The 19,934-nt window shown below is 69.0% G+C and carries 19 protein-coding genes; 13 read left to right on the top strand and 6 right to left on the bottom strand.

The features are described from left to right. Positions 1 to 42 precede the first annotated feature (42 nt). From KHC19_RS17405 to KHC19_RS17355, 11 genes are all read left to right on the top strand, one after another. Entirely contained in the window at positions 43 to 1,287 is a 1,245-nt protein-coding gene (locus tag KHC19_RS17405; RefSeq protein WP_213353735.1) for an ABC transporter substrate-binding protein, read from the top strand. 34 nt (positions 1,288 to 1,321) lie between these two features. Continuing rightward, positions 1,322 to 2,194: a branched-chain amino acid ABC transporter permease gene (locus KHC19_RS17400; RefSeq protein ID WP_213353733.1), complete on the top strand. Its 873-nt coding sequence runs from the start codon at positions 1,322 to 1,324 to the stop codon at positions 2,192 to 2,194. Positions 2,195 to 2,240: 46 nt separating this feature from the next. Next, positions 2,241 to 3,206, top strand: coding sequence for a branched-chain amino acid ABC transporter permease (locus KHC19_RS17395; protein ID WP_246549119.1), 966 nt, complete (start codon positions 2,241 to 2,243; stop codon positions 3,204 to 3,206). Beyond that, positions 3,203 to 3,958, top strand: a complete 756-nt coding sequence (locus KHC19_RS17390; protein ID WP_213353729.1) for an ABC transporter ATP-binding protein — start codon at positions 3,203 to 3,205, stop codon at positions 3,956 to 3,958. Before KHC19_RS17395 ends, KHC19_RS17390 begins: the two co-directional genes overlap by 4 nt. Next, positions 3,951 to 4,655 carry an ABC transporter ATP-binding protein gene (locus KHC19_RS17385; RefSeq protein ID WP_213354217.1) on the top strand — a complete coding sequence of 235 codons (705 nt, stop codon included), beginning with the start codon at positions 3,951 to 3,953 and terminating at the stop codon, positions 4,653 to 4,655. Before KHC19_RS17390 ends, KHC19_RS17385 begins: the two co-directional genes overlap by 8 nt. Positions 4,656 to 4,674: 19 nt before the next feature. Further along, complete coding sequence (locus tag KHC19_RS17380) at positions 4,675 to 5,136, top strand: SRPBCC family protein (protein ID WP_213353727.1); 462 nt, start codon at positions 4,675 to 4,677, stop codon at positions 5,134 to 5,136. Between the two features lie 159 nt (positions 5,137 to 5,295). Beyond that, on the top strand, positions 5,296 to 5,484 hold the full coding sequence (locus tag KHC19_RS17375) for a hypothetical protein (protein WP_213353725.1): 189 nt from the start codon (positions 5,296 to 5,298) through the stop codon (positions 5,482 to 5,484). A gap of 645 nt (positions 5,485 to 6,129) precedes the next feature. Further along, the gene (locus KHC19_RS17370; protein WP_213353723.1) at positions 6,130 to 6,612 is read left to right on the top strand and encodes a Csu type fimbrial protein; all 483 of its coding nucleotides are present in this window, start codon (positions 6,130 to 6,132) and stop codon (positions 6,610 to 6,612) included. A 34-nt stretch (positions 6,613 to 6,646) separates the two neighbouring features. Then, on the top strand, positions 6,647 to 7,378 hold the full coding sequence (locus KHC19_RS17365; RefSeq protein WP_213353721.1) for a fimbrial biogenesis chaperone: 732 nt from the start codon (positions 6,647 to 6,649) through the stop codon (positions 7,376 to 7,378). Between the two features lie 25 nt (positions 7,379 to 7,403). Continuing rightward, positions 7,404 to 9,785, top strand: coding sequence for a fimbria/pilus outer membrane usher protein (locus tag KHC19_RS17360; protein WP_213353719.1), 2,382 nt, complete (start codon positions 7,404 to 7,406; stop codon positions 9,783 to 9,785). Further along, positions 9,782 to 10,762, top strand: a complete 981-nt coding sequence (locus KHC19_RS17355) for a Csu type fimbrial protein (RefSeq protein WP_213353717.1) — start codon at positions 9,782 to 9,784, stop codon at positions 10,760 to 10,762. The genes KHC19_RS17360 and KHC19_RS17355 overlap by 4 nt, the downstream gene beginning before the upstream one ends. Before the next feature lie 50 nt (positions 10,763 to 10,812). Here the strand turns inward: KHC19_RS17355 and KHC19_RS17350 are convergent, their stop codons facing one another. Genes KHC19_RS17350 through KHC19_RS17335 form a run of 4 tightly spaced genes read right to left on the bottom strand, consistent with a single transcriptional unit; the run spans position 10,813 to position 15,019 of the window. After that, on the bottom strand, positions 10,813 to 12,153 hold the full coding sequence (locus KHC19_RS17350; RefSeq protein WP_213353715.1) for an LLM class flavin-dependent oxidoreductase: 1,341 nt from the start codon (positions 12,151 to 12,153) through the stop codon (positions 10,813 to 10,815). Positions 12,154 to 12,188: 35 nt separating this feature from the next. Continuing rightward, positions 12,189 to 13,031 (bottom strand): ABC transporter permease, encoded by an 843-nt coding sequence (locus tag KHC19_RS17345; RefSeq protein WP_213353713.1) that lies wholly within the window; start codon positions 13,029 to 13,031, stop codon positions 12,189 to 12,191. Positions 13,032 to 13,067: 36 nt separating this feature from the next. Next, complete coding sequence (locus KHC19_RS17340; protein ID WP_213353711.1) at positions 13,068 to 14,111, bottom strand: ABC transporter substrate-binding protein; 1,044 nt, start codon at positions 14,109 to 14,111, stop codon at positions 13,068 to 13,070. Between the two features lie 11 nt (positions 14,112 to 14,122). Then, positions 14,123 to 15,019, bottom strand: a complete 897-nt coding sequence (locus tag KHC19_RS17335) for an ABC transporter ATP-binding protein (protein WP_213353709.1) — start codon at positions 15,017 to 15,019, stop codon at positions 14,123 to 14,125. A gap of 75 nt (positions 15,020 to 15,094) precedes the next feature. On the opposite strand from KHC19_RS17335, the gene KHC19_RS17330 reads away from it, so the two are divergent. Continuing rightward, positions 15,095 to 16,489: an LLM class flavin-dependent oxidoreductase gene (locus KHC19_RS17330; RefSeq protein ID WP_213353707.1), complete on the top strand. Its 1,395-nt coding sequence runs from the start codon at positions 15,095 to 15,097 to the stop codon at positions 16,487 to 16,489. Between the two features lie 87 nt (positions 16,490 to 16,576). Then, complete coding sequence (locus tag KHC19_RS17325; protein WP_213353706.1) at positions 16,577 to 17,647, top strand: LLM class flavin-dependent oxidoreductase; 1,071 nt, start codon at positions 16,577 to 16,579, stop codon at positions 17,645 to 17,647. A gap of 19 nt (positions 17,648 to 17,666) precedes the next feature. Here the strand turns inward: KHC19_RS17325 and KHC19_RS17320 are convergent, their stop codons facing one another. Together KHC19_RS17320 and KHC19_RS17315 are read right to left on the bottom strand one after the other, a co-directional pair. Beyond that, positions 17,667 to 19,106, bottom strand: coding sequence for an FAD/NAD(P)-binding protein (locus KHC19_RS17320; RefSeq protein WP_213353704.1), 1,440 nt, complete (start codon positions 19,104 to 19,106; stop codon positions 17,667 to 17,669). Between the two features lie 74 nt (positions 19,107 to 19,180). Continuing rightward, on the bottom strand, positions 19,181 to 19,933 hold the full coding sequence (locus tag KHC19_RS17315; RefSeq protein ID WP_213353702.1) for an ABC transporter ATP-binding protein: 753 nt from the start codon (positions 19,931 to 19,933) through the stop codon (positions 19,181 to 19,183). Position 19,934 lies beyond the last annotated feature (1 nt).

Below are 19,934 nucleotides of genomic sequence, written 5' to 3'. Positions count from 1 at the left end.
ACAGAATGATAACGACAAAAACCATGATCCGCGGAGGAAACCATGACCAGCAAGGGCCTGCCTTCCTTTCCCATGACCCGCCGGCACGCGCTGGCCGGCCTCGCCGCCGGCACCGCCACCCTCGCCATGCCGGGACTGCTTCGCGCGCAAGGTGAGACCATCCGCATCGGCTTTCCCACCCCGCTGACCGGCCCCTATGCCGCGGAGGCGAAGGACCAAGTCCGCAGCGCCGAGCTCGCGGTGAAGCTCGTCAACGACAAGGGCGGCATCGGCGGCCGCAAGGTCGAGCTGTTCGTGCGCGACGACAAGATGAACGCCGGCGAGGCCGCGACCCGCACGCTGGAGCTGATCGAGAAGGAAAAGGTCCACGCCGTGGTCGGTTCGCTGTCCAGTGCGGTGCAGCTCGCCATCAACGAGGTCACCCGCGCCCGCGGCGTGATCTTCGTCTCGATCAGCCAGTCCGATACCATCAACGAGGTCAAGGACTTCAGCCGCGTCACCTTCCACGAGGCGCTGAACCCGCACATGACGACGGCCGCCGTCGCCAGGCACACCTTCAAGCCCGGCATGAGGATCGCCTATCTCGCCGCCGACTATGCCTTCGGCCACGAGATCCTGCGCGGCTTCAAGCGGGCGCAGGCGGCGATCGGCGCCGAGAGCGTCGGCGAGATCCTGCACCCCATCGGCGCGCCGGACTATTCCACCTTCATGCCGCGCCTGCGCGCCATGAAACCGGACATATTGTGCATCTGCAATTTCGGCCGCGACCAGGCGAATTCGATCAAGCAGGCGGTGGATTTCGGCCTCAACAAGCAGGCGAAGATCGTGGTGCCGGTGCTGCTCTACACGCAGCGGCTCGGCATCGGCGGGGAGGCCTATGAGGGCGTGATCGGCGGCGCCAACTATTATTGGAAGCTGCAGGACACCTTGGCCTCAGCCAGGGCCTTCAACGAGGCCTACCGGGCCGCCTATAAAGGCGCCTACCCCACCGATTACGGCGCCTATGGCTTCACCGGCGTCTCCTCGCTCTTGCTCGCCATGGAGAAGGCCGGCGGCACCGATACCGACAAGGTGGTGGCGGCGCTGGAAGCGCTGACCTACGACGTCGCCAAGGGGCCGCAGCACTACCGCAAATGCGACCACCAGTCGGTGCAGTCGGTGCTGGTGCTGGAATCCAAGGCCAAGGCCGACACGCCGGACGAGGCGGATCCGTTCCGCATCCTCGCCGTCGAGCCGGCTTCCGAGGACATCCTGCGCAGTTGCACCGAGCTCGGCTTCCCGTCCTGACCCGCCATCGACGTCTCGTCAGGGAGGATCCGGGATGGATGCCGAACTCATCGCCATGCAGCTTTTCTCGGGGGTGGCGCTCGGCGCCATCCTGGTCATGGTCGCGCTCGGCCTGTCGATCATCTTCGGCATGCTGGGCGTGGTGAATTTCGCCCATGGCGCGCTGTTCATGGTCGGGGCCTATGCCGGCCTCTATGTCGCCACCCTCACCGGCAGCTTCTGGTGGGGATTGCTCGTGGCGCCCCTCGCGGTCGGTGCCTTCGGCATGCTGATCGAACGGGTGCTGATCCGCCCGCTCTACGGGCGCTCCATCGACGACCCGCTGCTGCTCACCTTCGGGCTCGGCTATGTGCTGGTCGAGACGGTGCGCATCCTGTTCGGCAATGAGGGCATGCCCTTCCCGACCCCGCCGGAACTCGCCGGCGTCGCCGATCTCGGCATCGGCTATTTCCCGATCTACCGCCTGTTCGTGGTCGGCGTCGTCGCGGTGATCCTGCTGCTGCTCTGGCTGGGGCTGGAGAAGACCCGGTTCGGCCTGATCGTGCGGGCCGGCGCCCGCGACCCGCAGATCATGCGGGTGCTGGGCGTCGATGTCGCCAGGGTCTGGCTGATGGTGTTCGGCCTCGGCGTCGGGCTCACCGCGCTCGGCGGCGTGCTCGCCGCGCCGATGCGCAGCGTCGACCCGGAAATGGGCACGCTGGTGCTGGCCGAGGCCTTCGTCGTCACCGTCATCGGCGGCATGGGCTCGCTGGTCGGGGCGATCGTCGCCGGCCTGCTCATCGGCATCGCCATCAGCATGACCGCGCTGTTCGCACCGGAGATGGCGACCATCGTGATGTTCGCGCTCATGGCCCTCGTGCTGCTCATCCGCCCGCAGGGGCTGTTCGGCAAGCCCGGCCGCGCGTGAGGAGATCCCCGACATGACCGCCTCCGTCCATTCCGTCGCCGAGGTGATGGCCGGCCCCGCCGGCCGGCGCGGCTGGCGCGAGCGCCTCGCCCGCTGGCGGGTGCCGCTCTCCGTCCTCGTGCTGTGCCTGCTGCCCTGGGTGCTGCCCTCGCAGGCGCTGGCCGTCAACGTGCTGATCTACGGCCTCCTCGCCGTCGGCTACAATCTGCTGTTCGGCTACACCGGCATGCTGTCCTTCGGCCACGCCGCCTTCTTCGGCGCCGGCGCCTATGCCACCGGGATCGGCATCGGCCAGTTCGGCCTGCCCTGGTTCGCGGCGATCGGCTACGGCATGCTGGCCGGCGGCGCGCTCGCCTTCGTCGTCGGGCTGCTGGCGATCCGCACGCGCGGCATCTATTTCTCGATGGTCACGCTGGCGCTGGCGCAACTCGTCTACTACACGGCGCTGCAGGCGACCTCGATCACCGGCGGCGAGAACGGCCTGCGCGGCTTCACCCTCGCCCGCATCGACCTGTTCGGCTGGTCGATCGACTTCCTCGACCCGGTGAAGAAATACTATGTGCTGATGGTGTTCGCCGCCCTCGCCCTGTGGTTCGTCTCGCGCATCCTCAACTCCCCCTTCGGCGCGGTGATCGAGGCGATCCGCGAGAACGAGACCCGCGCCCGCGCCTGCGGCTACGACGTCGAGCGCTCGAAGGTGATGTCCTTCACCCTGTCGGGCCTCGTCTGCGCGCTGGCCGGCGCGCTGTTCGCGCTGCATCTCGCCATCGTCCCGCTCGACATACTCGGCATCCAGACCTCCGGCATGATCGTGATGATGACGCTGCTCGGCGGCGCCGGCAGCTTCTTCGGCCCGTTCGTCGGCGCGCTCGCCTTCCTGCTGATGGAGGACGTCGTCTCGCTATGGACGCCGCATTGGCAGATCGTGGTCGGCACCGTGTTCATCCTGTTCGTGCTGTTCCTGCCCAAGGGCATCTGGGGCACGCTGCTCGCCTGGAGGGCCGGCCGATGAGCGCCCCTCTTCTCGCGGTGGAGAATATCGGCCGGCGCTTCGGTGGCTTCGTCGCGCTCGAGGGCGTGACCGCCGCCTTCGAGCCGAACAAGGTGACGGCGATCATCGGCCCCAACGGCGCCGGCAAGAGCACCTTCTTCAACCTGCTCTCCGGTGTGTTGGCGCCCTCGGCCGGCACGATCCGCTTCAAGCAGCGCGACATCACCGGCACGCCGCAGCACCGCTTCGTGCATCTCGGCATCGCCCGCTCCTACCAGATCACCAACATCTTCCCGGAACTGTCGGTGCACGAGAATGTCCGCGTCGCGGCGCAGGCCTTCCGCACCCGCTACGACATCTGGCGCGCCCGCGCGGCGATGTCCGAGCTCGACGAGCGGGCCGACGCCGCCCTCGCCGCGGTAGGCCTTCTCGGTCGCCGCACGACGACGGCGAAGTTCCTCGCCCATGGCCAGCAGCGGGCGCTGGAGATCGCCATCGCCCTCGTCGCCGCTCCCGAACTGCTGCTGCTCGACGAGCCGACCGCCGGCATGGGCCCGGAAGAAACCCGCGACATGGTCGCGCTGATCGAGAAGCTGGCGGCGGACCGCACCATCCTGCTCGTCGAGCACAAGATGAAGATGATCCTCGGCCTCAGCGACCGCATCCTCGTGCTGCATCACGGCCGGCTGATCGCCGATGGCGACCCGTGCCACATCCAGTCGGACCCGGAGGTCCGCCGCGTCTATCTGGGACAGAACGATGGCTATGCTTGAGATCGACGGCCTGAACGCCTGGTACGGCGCCAGCCATGTACTGCACGGCCTGTCGCTGGCGGTGGAGCCGGGAGAGATCGTTGCGCTGGTCGGGCGCAACGGCGCCGGCAAGACCACCACCATCCGCTCGGTCATGGGGCTGATGCCGAAGGCCACCGGCTCGGTGCGCTTTGCCGGCACCGAACTCCTGCCGCTCCCCGCCCATGCGCGGTTCCGGCTCGGCCTCGCCTATGTGCCGGAGGAGCGGCGCATCGTGCCCGGCCTGTCGGTGCGCGAGAACCTGCAACTCGGCCTGCTCGCGGCCGATCGCGGCATCGACGAGCGCGCCGCCATCGACGACATCGCCCGCACCTTCCCGCGCCTCAAGGAGCGGCTCGACCAGCAGGGAGTCACCCTCTCGGGCGGCGAGCAGCAGATGCTGGCCATCGCCCGCGCCATGATCGCCCGCCCGCGCATGATCCTGCTGGACGAGCCGTCCGAGGGCATCATGCCGGTGCTGGTCGAGGAGATGGGCGCGCTGTTCCGCCGGCTGCGCGACGAGGGCGTCACGCTGCTGCTGGTGGAGCAAAACGTCGAATGGGCGCTCAGGCTGGCCGACCGCGCGGTCATCATCGACCAGGGCGAGATCGTCCATTCCAGCAGCGCGGCGGCGCTGCTCGCCGACAAGGCCATCCAGGAACGCTACTGCGCCGTGTGACGGCGCCCGGAGGACATTCATGGACATCACCGGCGAACACCGCATCGCGGCGCCGCGGGCGGCGGTCTGGGCGGCGCTGCTCGACGTCGAGACGCTGAAGGCCTGCATTCCCGGCTGCAAGGAGCTGGAGCAGACCTCGCCGACCAGCTTCCGGGCCAAGGTGCAGCTGAAGGTCGGGCCGGTTTCGGCGCTGTTCGCCGGCTCGGTCGACCTGCTGGACATCGACGCCCCGAAGGGCTGCCGCATCGTCGGCCAGGGCAATGGCGGCGTCGCCGGCTTCGCGAAGGGCGCCTCCGAGGTCGCGCTTGCCGAGGAGGGCGAAGCGACCGTGCTGAGCTACAGCGCCAGGGCGGAGATCGGCGGCAAGCTCGCGGCGCTGGGCGGCCGCCTCGTGCAGGCCACGTCGCGCAAGCTGGCGGACCAGTTCTTCTCCGCCTTCGCCGAGCGTCTGGCGCCACGCGTGGATTCCGCCGTTCCGTAGCGCGGCCCGCCGCTCGTCCCCGGAAAGCCCCTCCCCGGCAACCGAAGAACCCTGCGCATCGCCGCCCCGAATGGCGGCGCGGGCTTCGGGCCGGCAGGTACTTGACGCCGTCCTCGGCAGCACCAGCTATCAACGATGGTCCGGGCGACGGAGGCCACGATGCAGACGATCAACGAACTGCTGGCGGATTTCGAGACGGCCTTGGATGTGCAGGCGGTAGCGCTGGCCAAGGCTCGGCGCCAGGCGGTCACGGCCGAGGAACGTTTGCAGCTCGTGCGGGCAAGCCGCCGTTCCTGGGAACGGATGCAGGCCGTCCGGCGCGAGCTCGACCGGCTGGCCGGGCAATAATCGCCGCGACATCATCCGCCCAAGCCCGACGCCCCGCCGGGGCCGCGGCATCGGGCCCGCTTTCTGAATCGAGAGGCGCGTGCCGGAAGGCTTGAGGCGACCGCCGGCCGTCCGAGAACGTCGCTGCCCGCGAAATGGAATGACGCCGTCGGCAGCCGGCAGGCCTCGGGGGACAGCCGCTTCCCGATGTGGACTTCCGGTGATGGTTCGAAGCAGATTACCTTAGGGAAATGGCCGGCACGCCTCGCCGGACAGGCACCGCGCCCCGCTCGCGGCTATACGAGGCGACCGCGCGACCGCGTACAGGAAAATCATCTGGCGGAAACGGTCGGCGTATTGCGCCCTTACTCTCGAAAGGCGAAACTTTTCGCAGGAAAACCCACATCTCGAAAAAACGACCGATACCCCCGCCCGGCAATTCAAGCAGCCGGAACACCGAGACGACCGAATAGTTCCGAGCGGTGAATTTATACCTCGATCAATACCTCTTCCGCATGCTCGTCGTAGCCTAACACCAGTTTAATTCATATTCGCGACTTTATTGACGGATGAAAGGATGCATGTATCCTGAAAAAAAATCGATACCTTTGGGGGAGACTCTCAGTGAAAAAATTTCGGCCCGGTCTTCGGAGGGGCTCTCGGTGGTTGGGATGCGTCGCGCTGGCCTCCGGGCTCGCGCTGTCCGCCGGCGGCACGGCCAACGCAGTAACCACGACGTCAAATCTTGGCGTGAGCATCACCATCAACGCAACATGCGCCATCTCGGCGGTCAGTAACGTGAACTTCGGCAGCGTTGGCCTGCTGAATACCGCCCTTACGGCGGAAGGCAGCTTCGAAGTACAGTGCACCAACGGAACGCCCTATGTGATTTCCCTTGGTACCGGCACGGGAACCGGCGCGACGACCACGAACCGTCTCATGACCTCCGGCGCTGAGACCGTCGCCTACAGCCTGTACCGCGACAGCGGCCATACCCAGGTATGGGGCGTGGATTCGGGCACCGATACGGTATCGGCGAGCGGCAACGGCTCCGCGCAGCCCTACACCGTCTATGGCCGGGTCCCCTCGCAGACGACACCGACCGCCAATACCTATTCCGATACGGTGATCATCTCCGTCGATTACTGAGACGCCCCGCACTCAAGCGTATTGTTGCCGGATCATGAAGCCTTTCTGCTGCGCACTTCTCTGGGCGCTGGCCTCGTTCGTCACATCTGGCGTGGCATCGGCGGGAGCGCTGCGCGTCGTACCGGTCACGCTCGATCTGGCCGCACCGGCCGCCACGGGCGCGATCACCCTGCGCAACGAGGGCACCCAGCCGGCGAATGTCCAGATCCGCGTCTTCCGCTGGATGCAGGGCGCCGACGGCCAGGACGCGTTGCAGCCGACCACCGATGTCGTGGCCAGCCCGCCGGCCGCCACCCTGGCGCCGGGCGCCAGCTACGTGGTGCGGGTGGTGCGCGCCGGCGGCCCCGCATCGGGAGGCGAGGAAAGCTACCGCCTGCTCATCGACGAGCTGCCCACGGCCGGCCGGGTGCAGCCGGGCCGGATCTCCCTGCTGGTCCGGCAGTCGATCCCGGTGTTCTTCTCCGGCCTCGAGGTCTCCGCGCCGCAGCTGCAATGGCAGGTGTCGGCCGGCCGCTCCGGGGTGACGGTGACGGCGACGAACGGCGGCAGCCGCCGGCAGAAGATCGCGGACATGTCGCTCGCCACCGCCTCCGGCCAGTTGCTGGCGGACAGGAAGGGGCTCGCCGGCTACGTCCTTGGAGGCTCGTCGCGGAGCTGGTCGTTTCCGGCCGCCCGCAACGTGAAGCCTGGCACAGCTGTGGTGCTCAATGCGGCGAGCGACAATAATCGCATCCGCGTGCAGGCGACGGTGCAGGCTGCGAAATAGCCTCGCTCTCCTGGCCGCCCTCTTCATGCTGTGTGTTCACCAGGGCCTTGCGCATGCCGCCGCGCCGGAGGTGGCCCCCGCCCCCGACGACACCGGCGCGGCGGCGGCAGGCCCCGCGCTCGACCTCCAGCTCGAAGTCTTCGTGAACGGCGTCACCACCGGGCTGATCGGATCGTTCCGCCAGGAGGCCGACGGCACGCTCAGCGTCGATCCCAAGGAATTGTCGGAGCTCGGCATCCGGCCGCAGCGGGCGGCGCTGGGAGCGGATGGGCGCGTCAGGCTCGACCGCATGAGCGGGGCGAGCTTCCGCTACGATGCCGCCTCGCAGTCGTTGCAGGTCGAGGCGCCCGATGCCTTGCGCATCCCGCGCAACGTCGATGCGCGCGGCGACCCGGTCGCGCGGGCCGATCCCGAAAGCGATTGGGGCGTGGTGTCGAACTACACGCTGTTCGCCAATTTCCAGAACGAGGAGTTCTTCTCCATCCCCGATTATCAGGGAACGTCAGCGACGCTCGACAACACGCTGTTCTCGCCCTTCGGCAACCTGAACTATTCCTTCATCGCCAATACCGGCGCCAGCGAATATGGCGCGCCGGATTTTCTGCGCCTGAACACCAGCTGGACCTATTTCGACGCGCGCAACCTCGCGACCTACACCGCCGGCGACTTGGTATCCGGCGGGCTGCTCTGGACCCGGCCGGTACGGCTCGGCGGCGTGCAGATCCGAAGGAATTTCGGGCTTCGGCCGGATCTCGTCACCCTGCCCATCCCCAGCCTCGCCGGCAGCGCCGCCGTCCCCTCCACGGTGGAAGTATTCGTCAACGGCCAGAGGACGCTCGACAAGCAGCTTCCCAGCGGGCCCTTCCAGGTGACCAACCTGCCCATCGTGGCCGGTCCGGGCCAGGCACGGCTGGTGCTGACCGAATCGAGCGGCCGCCAGATCGTCGCCGACGTTCCCTTCTACGTCTCCACGCAATTGCTGGCGGAGGGATTGGTCGACTACTCGCTGGAGGCCGGTTACGCGCGCAACTACTATGGCATCTATTCGGACGTCTATTATTCCGACCCGGTGGGCTCCGGCACCATCCGCTACGGCCTCTCGAACCAGCTGACGATCGAGGCGCATGCGGAAGGCGGGGCCGGGCTGGTGAATGGCGGCTTCGGCGGTGCCTTCAACCTCGCCTCCTACGGCGTGATGAGCCTCGCCGGCGCGGCCAGCGTCCTCGACGATCGCAGCGGTTACCAGATCGCCGGGTCGATCGAGTTCGCCATCGATAGCTGGCGGGTCAGCCTGCGCAGCCAGCGCACCTTTGGCGACTACCAGGACATCGCCTCGGTGACGGCGGAAGGGCAGGAGCTGCCCACCCCGTTCAGCGTCGCCCCGCTGTTCAATGCGCTGCCTCCCAGGGCCATCGACCAGCTCTCGATCTCGACGCCGCTCGCCGACAGGGCCTCGCTGAACCTGAACTTCACCAATTACGAGCAGATCGACGGCAGCAATTACCGCATCGCCGGCATCAGCTATGCGCGCCCGCTGTTCAACGGCAACCTGTTCGTCAACGGCTTCATGGATTTCGCCAATGCCGGCAGCTACGGCGCGACGCTCGGCTTCTCCGTGCCGCTGGGGCCGCAATCGAGCGGCGCGCTCTCGGCCGATGTCGATGCGCAGGGGGCCAGCATCGCGGCGCAGGCGATGAAGTCGGAAGGGCTGGAACCCGGCAGCTATGGCTGGCGCTTCCTGGATTCAGAGGGCGCCCAGACCTATCGCGGCGTCGCCGGCAGCTATCGCGGCCAGAACGGGCGCGTGGAGGTCGGCGTCCAGCAATATGGCAGCGGCGGCAATGCCTTCACCGCCACCGCGCAGGGGGCGATCGTGGCGGCCGGCGGCGGCGTGTTCTTCTCGAACCAGATCAGCGATTCCTTCGGCGTCGTCGACGTCGGCGCGCCGGGCGTGCCGGTCCGGGCGCAGAACCACATGGTCGGCGTCACCGATGCCGGTGGCAAGGTGCTGGTGCCAAACCTGCAGAGCTACGAGGAAAACGCCATCGAGATCGACCCGACCAATCTGCCGGTCGACGCGCAGATCGCCAATACGCGGCGCACCGTGGTGCCGGCGGCGCGCAGCGGCGTGCTGGTGAAGTTCGGCGTCAAATCCGGTGGCGCCTCGGCGCTGGTCGCCTTCATCGATGCCAAGGGCGTCGCGCTGCCGATGGGCACGCTGGTGGCGCTCAACGGCTCGCCGCAGCCGGTCGTGGTGGGCTATGACGGCCAGGCCTTCCTCGGCGACCTCCAGCCCTCCAACAGCGCGACCATCACCCTGCCGGACGGCAATAGCTGCGCCGCCAGCTTCGATTTCACGCCCCGGCCCGGCCGTCAGGTCGTCATCGAGAAGGTGCCGTGCCAATGAAATCCGCCTCCGCCGTCTGGATCCTCGGCCTGCTCCTGTGGACGCTGGGCGGCCTTGCGCCGGCCCGGGCCGTGACCTGCACGGCCACCGCCGGCAACATCACCTTCAGCGGCATCGACATCCTGTCGGGGGCGGCGGTGAACGCCTCGACCACGCTCACCATCAACTGCGTGACGACCGTGCTGGACGTGACGTCCCTCGGGCAGGTGGCGGTGTGCCCCGGCATCAATGCCGGCTCCGGCGGCTCCACCGGCACCGTCAGGCGCATGGTCAGCGGCGCCAACACGCTGAATTTCGGCCTCTACAGTGATACCGCCCGCTCGGTCTCCTGGGGAACCAATGCCGACACCACGCTCGGCGCGGTCCCCCGCGTCGACGTGCCGGTGACCATTCCCGTCATCGGCACCGGCGGCGGCTCGGCCAGCGTGACGGTATACGGGCAGATCGCCGGCTCGCAGACGACGGTGCCGGTGGGAAGCTACACCTCCAGCCTCACCATCTCGGCGCGCTACGGCCTGCTGACGGCACCGCTGCTCGGCGGCTGTTCGGGCATACTGGGCCTGCTGCCGCTCACCGCCACCTCCAGTTTCACGGCCAGCGCCCAGATCGACAAGAACTGCCTCGTCACCACCCAGAACGTCGATTTCGGTTCGCAGGGGCTGCTGAGCAGCAATATCGACGCCTCCGGCCAGGTGCGCGTGACCTGCACCAGCGGCACCAGCTACACCGTTGCGCTCGCGGTCGGCGCCTATACGGCGACGACGCGGCGCATGATCAGCGGCGCCTATTTCGTCCTCTACGGCCTCTACCAGAATTCGGGACGCACCATTCCCTGGGGATCGGCGGGCGGCGAGACGGTCGGCAACACCGGCAGCGGCCTCACGCAGAACCTCACCGTGTTCGGCCGCGTCCCGCCGCAGACCACGCCGCCCCCGGGGACCTATACGGATTCGGTAGCCGTGACCGTCACCTATTAGGAACCGCCCGGAGGCGACGCATGCGCCTCCGCCGCACCGGCCGGGAAGCGTCAGGCGGCGCGCCGGTCGCGCCCGGCCTCGGGGAACGGCAGGTCGTAATGATCCCGCAGCGTGGTGCCTTCATAGTCACGGCGGAACAGGCCCCGCCGCTGCAGGATCGGGATGACCCCGTCGACAAAATCCTCCAGCCCGCCGGGCAGATAGGCCGGCATGAAGTTGAACCCGTCGGCGGCGCCGCTCGTGAACCATTCCTCGATGCGGTCGGCAAGCTGGTCGGTGCTGCCGACGAAGGTCTGGTGCCCGCGTGCCCCGGCCAGCCGGTGCAGCAGCTGGCGGATGGTGAGCGTCTCCCGCTTGGCGAGCTCGATCACCAGCGCGGTGCGGCTGCGATGGGTCTCCACCGCCTCGGCGTCCGGGAAGGCGTCCAGCGGCACCGGCGCGTCGAGCGGATAGGCGGAGAGATCGACGCCGCTGAATTGCCGGAGCTGCCGCAGCCCGTATTCCGGCACGGTGAGCTCGTTCAGCTCCTGCGCGAGCTTCTTCGCCTCCGCCTCGGTGCCGCCGATGATCGGGCTGAGGCCGACGACGATCTTCACATGCTCCGGGTCGCGGCCGTTCGCCGCCACCTGCCGCTTCAGTTCGCGGTAGAAGCGCTGGCCGTCCTCCAGCGTGCGCTGGGCGGTGAACACCACCTCGGCATGGCGGGCGGCGAAGGCGACGCCGGTCTCCGAGGATCCCGCCTGGATCAGCACCGGCCGCCCCTGCGGCGAGGGCGGCACGTTGAGCGGCCCGCGCACCTTGAAGAACTCGCCCTCATGGGAGATCGGGTGGATGCGGTCGGTATCGACATAAAGGCCCGCCTCGCGGTCATGCACGATGGCGTCGGCGTCCCAGCTGCCCCACAGCTTCTTCACCACCTCGACGAAATCCTCGGCGCGGCGATAGCGGTCGCGATGGGCGATCACCCCGTCGAGCCCGTAATTGCGCGCGGCGTTCTCGCTGCTGGTGGTGACGATGTTCCAGCCGACGCGCCCGCCGCTGAGCAGGTCCAGCGAGGCGATCTTGCGCGCAACGTTGAACGGCTCGTTGAAGCTGGTCGAGATGGTCGCCGCGAGGCCGATATGCGTGGTCACCGCGCTCAGCGCGCCGTGCAGCGCCACCGGGTCCAGCTGCTCGACCGGGCGCAGCTTCACATTGTCCGACAGCGCCGGGACATCGCCGAAGAACAGCGCGTCGAGCTTGCCGCGCTCGGCGATGGCCGCGACCTTGCGCTGGTAGTCCAGCGAGGTGAGCTGCACCGGTTCGGAGCGCGGATGCCGCCAGGCGCCCTCATGGTTGCCGCCGGTGGAGACATGGACGTTGAAATGCAGCTGGCGGGGACGTGCGCTCATGGTTCACCTGTCGGACGGAACGGGGGATCGAAGGCTCAGGCGTTGGAGGTCGGCACCCGCCAGCGCGACAGCCGGCGCTCGGCGGTCACCAGCAGCTGGTTCACCGCCAGCCCGATCAGGGCGATGGTGAGGATGCCGGCATACATTTTCGGGATCAGGAAATTGAACTGCGCATAGTTGATGAGGTAGCCGAGCCCGCGTGTGGCCCCGACCATCTCGGCGGCGATCAGCACCAGGATCGAGCTCTGCGCGGCGAGGCGGAAGCCGGTGAACACCGAGGGCACCGCCGAGGGCAGGATGATCTTGGTGAAGATCGCCGGAGCGGAAAGCGCCAGCGAGCGGGCGGACTTGATCAGCAGCGGGTCGACGCTCTTCACGCCGCTGATGGTGCTCAGCAGGATCGGGAAGAAGCAGGCGAAGGTGACGATGCCGATCTTCGAGGCCTCGCCGATGCCGAGGAACAGGATGAACACCGGCAGCAGCGCCAGCGCCGAGGTGTTGCGGAAGAATTCCAGCGCCGAAGTGAGGAAGTCGCGCAGCCGTGCATACCAGCCGATGGCGAGCCCCAGCGGCACCGCGACCGCGACGGCGAGGCCGAAGCCGGTCACCGACCGCACCAGGCTGCCGGCGATGTGGTTCTGCAATTCGCCGCTGCGCGCCATCTGGACGAGCACGCCGAGAACCTGGCTGAGCGGGGGAAACCACACGCGGTCGACCAGCCCGAGGCGCGGCAGCAACTCCCACAGCGCGAAGACGGCCAGCAGCGAGGCCGACTTCCAGAGCGTCCCGCGCGCCAGTCGCAGCCCGGCGGCGAGGCGCGAGGCGAAGGCTCCCGCCGCGAAGCCGGCCCGGCCCTCATCCGTTGCGATGATCGACATCGGTCACTCCTCCGGCCGAGCCCGCCGCCGCCGGCGTCACTCGTGGCCCTTCCAGTAGGGATTGAAGTCGTTGCTGTAGACCTTGCTCAGGTCGAGGGCGCTGCCGTCGACCTCGCCGCGCGAATTCAGCCAGCCGACCCACATCGCGAAGTCTTCCTTCTTGATCCAGCCGCCTTCGGTCTCGATGCCGAGGCTCTGCCAGTATTTCAGCGGCGCGAGGCCGGTGCCGCGCCCCTTGGCCTCCAGATATTTCGAATAGACCTCGACGACCTCGGCGCGCTTGTCCTCCTTCTCCTTCTGCTGGCTCCAGGCGATGGCCCGGGCGATGGCGGAGACGAGGTGCTTGGTGGTGTTCGGGTTCTTCGCGATGAAGTCGTTGCGCAGCACGCCGGTATTGTCGTTGTAGCTGCCCAGCAGGTCGACATTGCGCGTCAGCGCCTTGATGCCGCCGCGCGCCAGCGCCGCGTCGCGGAAGGTGAAGCCGAGGCTGGCGGCGCTGATCTGGCCGTTGCGCAGGCTCTGCTCGACATTGGGGGTGGGTAGCGGCACGAAGGTGACCTGCTTGATCTCCTCCGGCGACAGCCCGCCCTTGGCGAGATAGATGCTGCTCACCGCCTCCTGGTTGGCACCCAGTGTGTTGACGCCGATCTTCTTGCCGATCAGGTCGCGGGCCGTGTTGGTCTTGCCGTCGTCCAGCGCGTAGAGGCCGGGCGAGGTCAGTTCGTTGGTGCCGCGCCAGCTCACCACCGAGGTCAGCGGCGCGCCGGCGGCGACGATGTTGAGCACCGCGCCGTTGAACGCCGAGGCGATGTCGACCTGCCCGGTCGCGGCCGCCTGCAGATTGGCCGGCCCGCCCTGCACGTCGCCGACCCGCTCCAGCGTGATCGGCGCGAGGTAGCCGAGCGCGTCGGCCAGTTCCAGCGGGCTGACATCGGCGCCGGTGGACGACTGATAGCGGATCACCTTGGTTTCGAGTTCATCCGCCGCCGCGGCCGGGCCGCTGGACAGGGCGGCCGAAGCCGTGAGCAGTGCCGCGGCGCTCGCCGCGAGAAGGAGGCGGCGGCTTGGGGTGAAGCGCATCGTGCGTGCTTTCAGTTGGAGGGGGCGGCCTGCGAACGCTCGCGCGGAGGCGTCGGATCGGACCAGAAGGTGGGGGTGGCGGAGGCCCGGGCGCGGGCGACCTCGCCGCGCAGCAGGTCCCAGATCTCGTGCCGGTAGCGCGCGAAGTCGGGATGAGCGCGGATATCCGCGTCGAGATCGGCCCGCGGCAGGTCGACATCGACCATCGCCTTGATGCGGCCGGGACGCGAGGTCATCACCGCGACCCGCTGGCCGAGATAGACCGCCTCGTCGATGGAATGGGTGATGAAGACCACGGTGGTGCGGGTGCGCTGCCACAGCGCCAGCAATTCCTGCTGCAACACCTCGCGCGTCTGCGCGTCGAGCGCGCCGAAGGGCTCGTCCATGAGCAGGATGTCCGGCTCGTAGACGAGGCTGCGGGCGATGGCCACGCGCTGCTTCATGCCGCCGGAAAGCTCGTGCGGGAAGCGGTCCTCGAAGCCCTTCAGGCCCACCAGTTCCAGCGCCGCCCGCGCCTTGTCCCGGCGCTCGTGGCGCGAGAGCCCGCCCGCCGCCTCCAGCGAGAATTCGATATTGGCCAGCGCCGTGCGCCAGGGCAGCAGCGCATATTGCTGGAAGACGATGCCGCGCGACAGGCCGGGACCCGTCACCTCCTGCCCGTCGATGCGCAGCGACCCGCTGGTCGGGCTCGCGAGCCCGGCGAGGATCTCCAGCAGCGTGGTCTTTCCGCAGCCGCTGGGCCCGACGATGGTCAGGAACTCGCCGGCCGGCACGTCGATGGCGACGCCGCTGATGGCGACGAACTCCTCTCCCCCGGCATCGCGAAGGCGGAAGCTGTGGCGATCGACCCGCAGGGCGATCTTGGGTGCCGGCGCCGGCACGGCGGAAGAGGGGAAAACCGTTGACATAAATCAATATATAAAATCTATAGACTATAGAGTCAATATACTGTCACGGATGGTTCGCAGGAAGGTACGCACGCAATGGCGCGGCACGGACAATCGAAGCTGAACGCCTTTCTCCATCCCACCGGCCATCACGTCGCCGCCTGGCGCCATCCGCGGGCGCAGGCCGATGCCGGCGTGAACTTCGATCACTATGTCGAGCTCGCCCGCACCGCCGAACGCGCGAAGTTCGATGCCATCTTCCTCGCCGATTCAGCGGCGGTGCGGGACCAGAACATCGAATCCGCCAGCCGGGTGGCCCGCTACGTCGTGCATTTCGAGCCGATCACCCTGCTGTCGGGCATCGCCGCCGCCACAAGGCACATCGGCCTCATCGCCACCGCGACGACCACCTATAACGAGCCCTTCCACATCGCCCGGAAATTCGCCTCGCTCGACCACATCAGCAAGGGCCGCGCCGGCTGGAACCTCGCCACCTCCGCCGGCGAGGTCGAGGCCTTCAATTTCAGCCGCACCGCGCATCCCGCCCATGCCGACCGCTATGACCGCGCCCGCGAATTCGCGCAGGTCGTCACCGGCCTGTGGGACAGCTGGGAGGACGACGCCTTCCTGCGCGACAAGGAAAGCGGGCTCTATTTCGAGCCGTCGAAGCAGCACGTCCTCAACCATAGCGGCCCGCATTTCGCGGTACGCGGGCCCTTGAACGTCGCCCGCGCGCCGCAGGGGCGACCGGTGCTGGTGCAGGCCGGCTCGTCCGAGGCCGGCAAGGAACTGGCGGCGGAGACGGCCGAGGTCATCTTCACCGCCGCGCAGACGCTGGAGGAGGCGCAGGCCTTCTATACCGACGTGAAGGGGCGGCTCTCCCGCTATGGCCGGCATGCCGACACGCTGAAGATCCTGCCCGGCGTCTCGCCGATCGTCGGCCGCACCCGCGACGAAGCGGAGGCGAAATTCGCCGAGCTGCAGGAGCTCATCCACCCCGCGGTCGGCCTGTCGCTGCTGTCGCAGATGCTGGGCGGCGTCGATCTCAGCGGCCATCCGCTGGACGGCCCCTTGCCCGAGCTGCCGGAGACCAATGCCGCCAAGAGCCGGCAGAAGCTGCTGGTCGACCTCGCCCGGCGCGAAGGCTTCAGCATCCGCCAGCTCTATCAGTGGATCGCCGGCGCGCGCGGGCACTGGGCCATTCGCGGCACGGCGAAGGACATCGCCGACCAGCTGGAAGCCTGGTTCGAGGGCCATGCCGCCGACGGCTTCAACGTCATGCCGCCCACCCTGCCCGGCGGCCTCGACGATTTCGTCGATCTCGTCGTGCCCGAGCTGCGGCGCCGCAAGCTGTTCCGGGAAGAATATGAAGGGCGTACGCTGCGCGAGAATCTCGGCCTGCCCTACCCGCACCACCCCGCGGCGAAGCCGTCGGCGCCCCCCGGCTGCGAGGTCGGCGGTCAAGCCCGGCCGATCGCCGCGAACGGTTAGAATGACGCGCCGACGCTCCTCCACCCCTGGCCGCGGTCCTCGTCGGGACCGCCGGCATCCCGGCAACCGAAAGTGCAGACCCGTCGCATGAGCAGCCGCAGCGAATTTCTCTGGTACATCCCCAATGTCGTCGAAGCCGGCCATCGCGGCGATTCCACGGTCGAGAACCACAACAGCCTGGAGACCCTGACCGGCCACGCCCGGGCGCTGGAGGAGCATGGCTGGAAAGGCGCGCTGATCGGCACCGGCTGGGGCCGGCCCGACACCTTCACGCTGGCGACCGCGCTCGCCGCGCGGACCACCCGCTTCGAGCCGCTGATCGCCATCCGGCCGGGCTACTGGCGGCCGGCGCATTTCGCCTCCGCCATCGCCACGCTGGATCATCTCACCGGCGGCCGGGTGCGGATCAACATCGTGTCCGGCAAGGACAATCTCGCCGCCTATGGCGACAGCGAGGGCGACCAGGCCCATCGCTATGCCCGCACCCGGGAGTTCATGCGCCTCGTCCGCCGGCTCTGGACCGAGGAGAACGTCATCTTTGCCGGCGAGCATTTCCGCGTCGCCGATTCCACCGTGGTGCCGCGCCTCGTCGCCCGCGGCGAGCGCCGGCATCCCCGGCTGTATTTCGGCGGCGCCTCGGAAACCGCCGAGCGGGTCGCCGCCACCGAAGCCGACGTCCAGCTGTTCTGGGGCGAGCCGCTGGCGGACATAGGCGAGCGCATCGCCCGGCTGAAGGCGCTGAGCCGCGATCTCGACCGCGATTTGCCGCCGCTGGAATTCGGCTTGCGCATCACCACGCTGGTTCGCGACACCACCGAACAGGCCTGGGCCGATGCCGAGGCGAAGGTTGCCGAAATGGCGAAGACCCACGGCGCCGGCTGGCAGGATCATCGCCGGGCGGTGGCGGTCGGCCAGCAGCGGCTGCTCGATCTCCAGGCGCGCGGCGACGTGCTCGACGACAATCTCTACACCGCGCCGGGCAAGTTCGGCGGCGGCGGCGCAGGCACCACCTGGCTGGTCGGCTCGGCGGCGGATGTCGCCCGCTCGCTGAAGAAGTACCGCGATCTCGGCATCACCCAGTTCGTGCTGTCCGATACGCCCTATCTGTCCGAGATCAAGCGCCAGGGCGAGCAGCTGCTGCCCCTGCTGCGCGACTGAGGCCGGCGCGGGCGAGGCGCTAGGCCGCCTTGCCCGCGTCGCCGCGCTCCAGCCGCGCGGCGACCTCGCCGGCGATGCGGATGGCGTGGTTGGTCACGTCCGGCAGCCCCATCAGCTCGCCGAACGTGCCCCGCGCCAGCGGCCCGGCGACGAACAGGTCGGCACGCGCCTGCCCGTCGGTGCCGAGCGCGCGCCCCTGCCGGTCGACATCGATCCCCAGCCGCAGCGGATCCGGCCGCGCCAGCCCGGCTTGCGCCAGCGCGCTCAGAAGCGGATTGCTGGCGAATACCTGCCCATGCGCGGGGCCCGTCGCCACCGCCACGGCGTCGAATTCCTGCACCTCCACCGCGCCGCTGCGCCGGTCGCGCAGGCCGATGCGGATGCCGCCGTCGCCCGCTTCCGTCCCCGCTCTTGCCCCCACTTCCGCCGTCGTCAGCGAGGCGGTGCGGATCGCCAGCGTGCCCTCGGCGATCCGCCGGTCGAGCCCCGCCTCCACCTGCGGGGCGATGCGGAAGCGGTGCACGTCCCAGAACGGGCGCAGATGGCGCAGCAGCCGCGCCCGCTCGGCAAGCGGCAGCGCCTGCCAGATCGCCGAGCCCTGCAGGCGCACCTGGTCGAGCACGCAATGCCAACTCTTCCCCTCCGCCTCCGCCGCGCGGACGGCGGCGCGCACCCGCCGTACCAACTCGCGGGTGGTGCGCGCCGGATCGCTCGCGAAGTCGCCATAGGGATCATGGGCGGCGGCGGGGTGGCCGCGCGAGCGCAGGCCGCGCCGCGACACCGCCACCACCTTTCCGCGATGGCCGAGGCGGTCGAGGCTGGCGACGATGTCGGCCATGGAAAGCCCGGTGCCGACGATCAGCACCCGGCTGTCGGGCACCAGCCGCGCCAGCGCCTCGCTCGCCCAGGGATCGGCGATGAAGCCGGGATGCCCGGCCAGCGCCGCCTGCAGCAAGGCAGGCGGGCTCGGCGGCACATGCGTCACCGCCAGCACCACGACATCCGCGCGCAGGCGGCGGCCGTCCGAGGCGATCACCCGGTAGCCGCCCGCCGGCAGCGGCTCCACCCGCTCGGCGTGCGCCCGCACATGCAGAAGGCGCGGACCCAGCGCCGCCATCGCCTCCGCCACATAGGCGCCGAACACCGCGCGCGCCGGGAAGTTGCGGCCGTCCGGCATCCGGGCGGCGGGATCGGCCGCCAGCCGCGCCGAGGCTTCCAGCCAGTCGTTGAACTGGTCCGGCGCCTCCGGGTTCAGCGACATGCGGCTCGCCGGCACGTTGATGCGATGCGCGGGATCGGCGGCGCTGTAGGCGAGGCCGCGGCCGATCTCGGCGCGCGGCTCCACCACCGCCACCCGGTCGAGCTCCGGGCGCAGCCGCAGCAGGTGCCACGCCACCGCCGCGCCGGAAAAGCCGCCGCCGAGGATGGCGACCGGCACCGCGATCTCCGCCCCGCTCATGATCGGCCGGCCCGAACGGTCGGATGGGTCGCGCCCGCCATGCATTCAGCCGCCATAGAATCCAGCCTCCCCGCTCATGCCGCGACCGCTGCAACCGTGCGCCGGATCGGGCCGAGGATCGCCAGTATATCGCCTTTCAGTGCATCGAAGGCTGCGGTACCCGGCGCGCGGGGGCGCGGCAGGTCGACCGGCAGGACGGCGGCGACGCGCCCGGGATGCGGCTGCATCACCACCACCCGGTCGGCGAGCACCAGCGCCTCCTCGATATCGTGCGTCACCAGCACCAGCGTCGGGCGCGTATCCGCCCACAGCGCCAGCAGGTGCTCCTGCAGATCGGCGCGGGTGAAGGCGTCGAGCGCCGAGAACGGCTCGTCGAGCAGCAGCACCCGCGGCTGCGCCACCAGCGCCCGCGCCAGCGCCACACGCTGCGCCTGCCCGCCGGAGAGCTCGCGCGGCCAGCGGCGGGCATGGTCGGCGAGGCCGATGCGGGCCAGCGCCGCCGCGACGCGCGCCTCCCGCTCCTCGCGCGGCAGGTGGGCGAGGCCGAAGCCGATGTTGCGCGCGACGCTGCGCCAGGGCAGCAGCCGCGGTTCCTGGAACACGATGCCGACCGCAGGATGCGGCGCCGCTATCGGCTCGCCGTCGATCAGCACCCGGCCGGCGCTCGGCCGGCCCAGCCCGGCGACGAGGCGCAGCAGGGTGCTCTTGCCGCAGCCCGAGCCTCCCACCACCGCGACGATCTCCGCCGCCTCCACGTCGAGCGTGAGGCCGGCGAGCGCCTTGGTGCCGGTCGGATAGGTCTTGGCGAGGCCTTCGAGACGCAGCATG

The organism is Ancylobacter oerskovii (assembly GCF_018390555.1).
GTDB classification, from domain to species: domain Bacteria; phylum Pseudomonadota; class Alphaproteobacteria; order Rhizobiales; family Xanthobacteraceae; genus Ancylobacter; species Ancylobacter oerskovii.
Note: the sequence above shows the minus strand (reverse complement) of the source record. Positions and strands in the feature narration are given on the sequence as shown.

Bases quoted from the DNA above. Each gene is read 5' to 3' on its own strand.
- KHC19_RS17405 (WP_213353735.1), top strand. From the start codon at position 43: ATGACCAGCAAGGGCCTGCCTTCCTTTCCCATGACCCGCCGGCACGCG.
- KHC19_RS17400 (WP_213353733.1), top strand. From the start codon at position 1,322: ATGGATGCCGAACTCATCGCCATGCAGCTTTTCTCGGGGGTGGCGCTC.
- KHC19_RS17395 (WP_246549119.1), top strand. From the start codon at position 2,241: ATGGCCGGCCCCGCCGGCCGGCGCGGCTGGCGCGAGCGCCTCGCCCGC.
- KHC19_RS17390 (WP_213353729.1), top strand. From the start codon at position 3,203: ATGAGCGCCCCTCTTCTCGCGGTGGAGAATATCGGCCGGCGCTTCGGT.
- KHC19_RS17385 (WP_213354217.1), top strand. From the start codon at position 3,951: ATGCTTGAGATCGACGGCCTGAACGCCTGGTACGGCGCCAGCCATGTA.
- KHC19_RS17380 (WP_213353727.1), top strand. From the start codon at position 4,675: ATGGACATCACCGGCGAACACCGCATCGCGGCGCCGCGGGCGGCGGTC.
- KHC19_RS17375 (WP_213353725.1), top strand. From the start codon at position 5,296: ATGCAGACGATCAACGAACTGCTGGCGGATTTCGAGACGGCCTTGGAT.
- KHC19_RS17365 (WP_213353721.1), top strand. From the start codon at position 6,647: ATGAAGCCTTTCTGCTGCGCACTTCTCTGGGCGCTGGCCTCGTTCGTC.
- KHC19_RS17360 (WP_213353719.1), top strand. From the start codon at position 7,404: ATGCTGTGTGTTCACCAGGGCCTTGCGCATGCCGCCGCGCCGGAGGTG.
- KHC19_RS17355 (WP_213353717.1), top strand. From the start codon at position 9,782: ATGAAATCCGCCTCCGCCGTCTGGATCCTCGGCCTGCTCCTGTGGACG.
- KHC19_RS17350 (WP_213353715.1), bottom strand. From the start codon at position 12,153: ATGAGCGCACGTCCCCGCCAGCTGCATTTCAACGTCCATGTCTCCACC.
- KHC19_RS17345 (WP_213353713.1), bottom strand. From the start codon at position 13,031: ATGTCGATCATCGCAACGGATGAGGGCCGGGCCGGCTTCGCGGCGGGA.
- KHC19_RS17340 (WP_213353711.1), bottom strand. From the start codon at position 14,111: ATGCGCTTCACCCCAAGCCGCCGCCTCCTTCTCGCGGCGAGCGCCGCG.
- KHC19_RS17335 (WP_213353709.1), bottom strand. From the start codon at position 15,019: ATGTCAACGGTTTTCCCCTCTTCCGCCGTGCCGGCGCCGGCACCCAAG.
- KHC19_RS17330 (WP_213353707.1), top strand. From the start codon at position 15,095: ATGGCGCGGCACGGACAATCGAAGCTGAACGCCTTTCTCCATCCCACC.
- KHC19_RS17325 (WP_213353706.1), top strand. From the start codon at position 16,577: ATGAGCAGCCGCAGCGAATTTCTCTGGTACATCCCCAATGTCGTCGAA.
- KHC19_RS17320 (WP_213353704.1), bottom strand. From the start codon at position 19,106: ATGAGCGGGGCGGAGATCGCGGTGCCGGTCGCCATCCTCGGCGGCGGC.
- KHC19_RS17315 (WP_213353702.1), bottom strand. From the start codon at position 19,933: ATGCTGCGTCTCGAAGGCCTCGCCAAGACCTATCCGACCGGCACCAAG.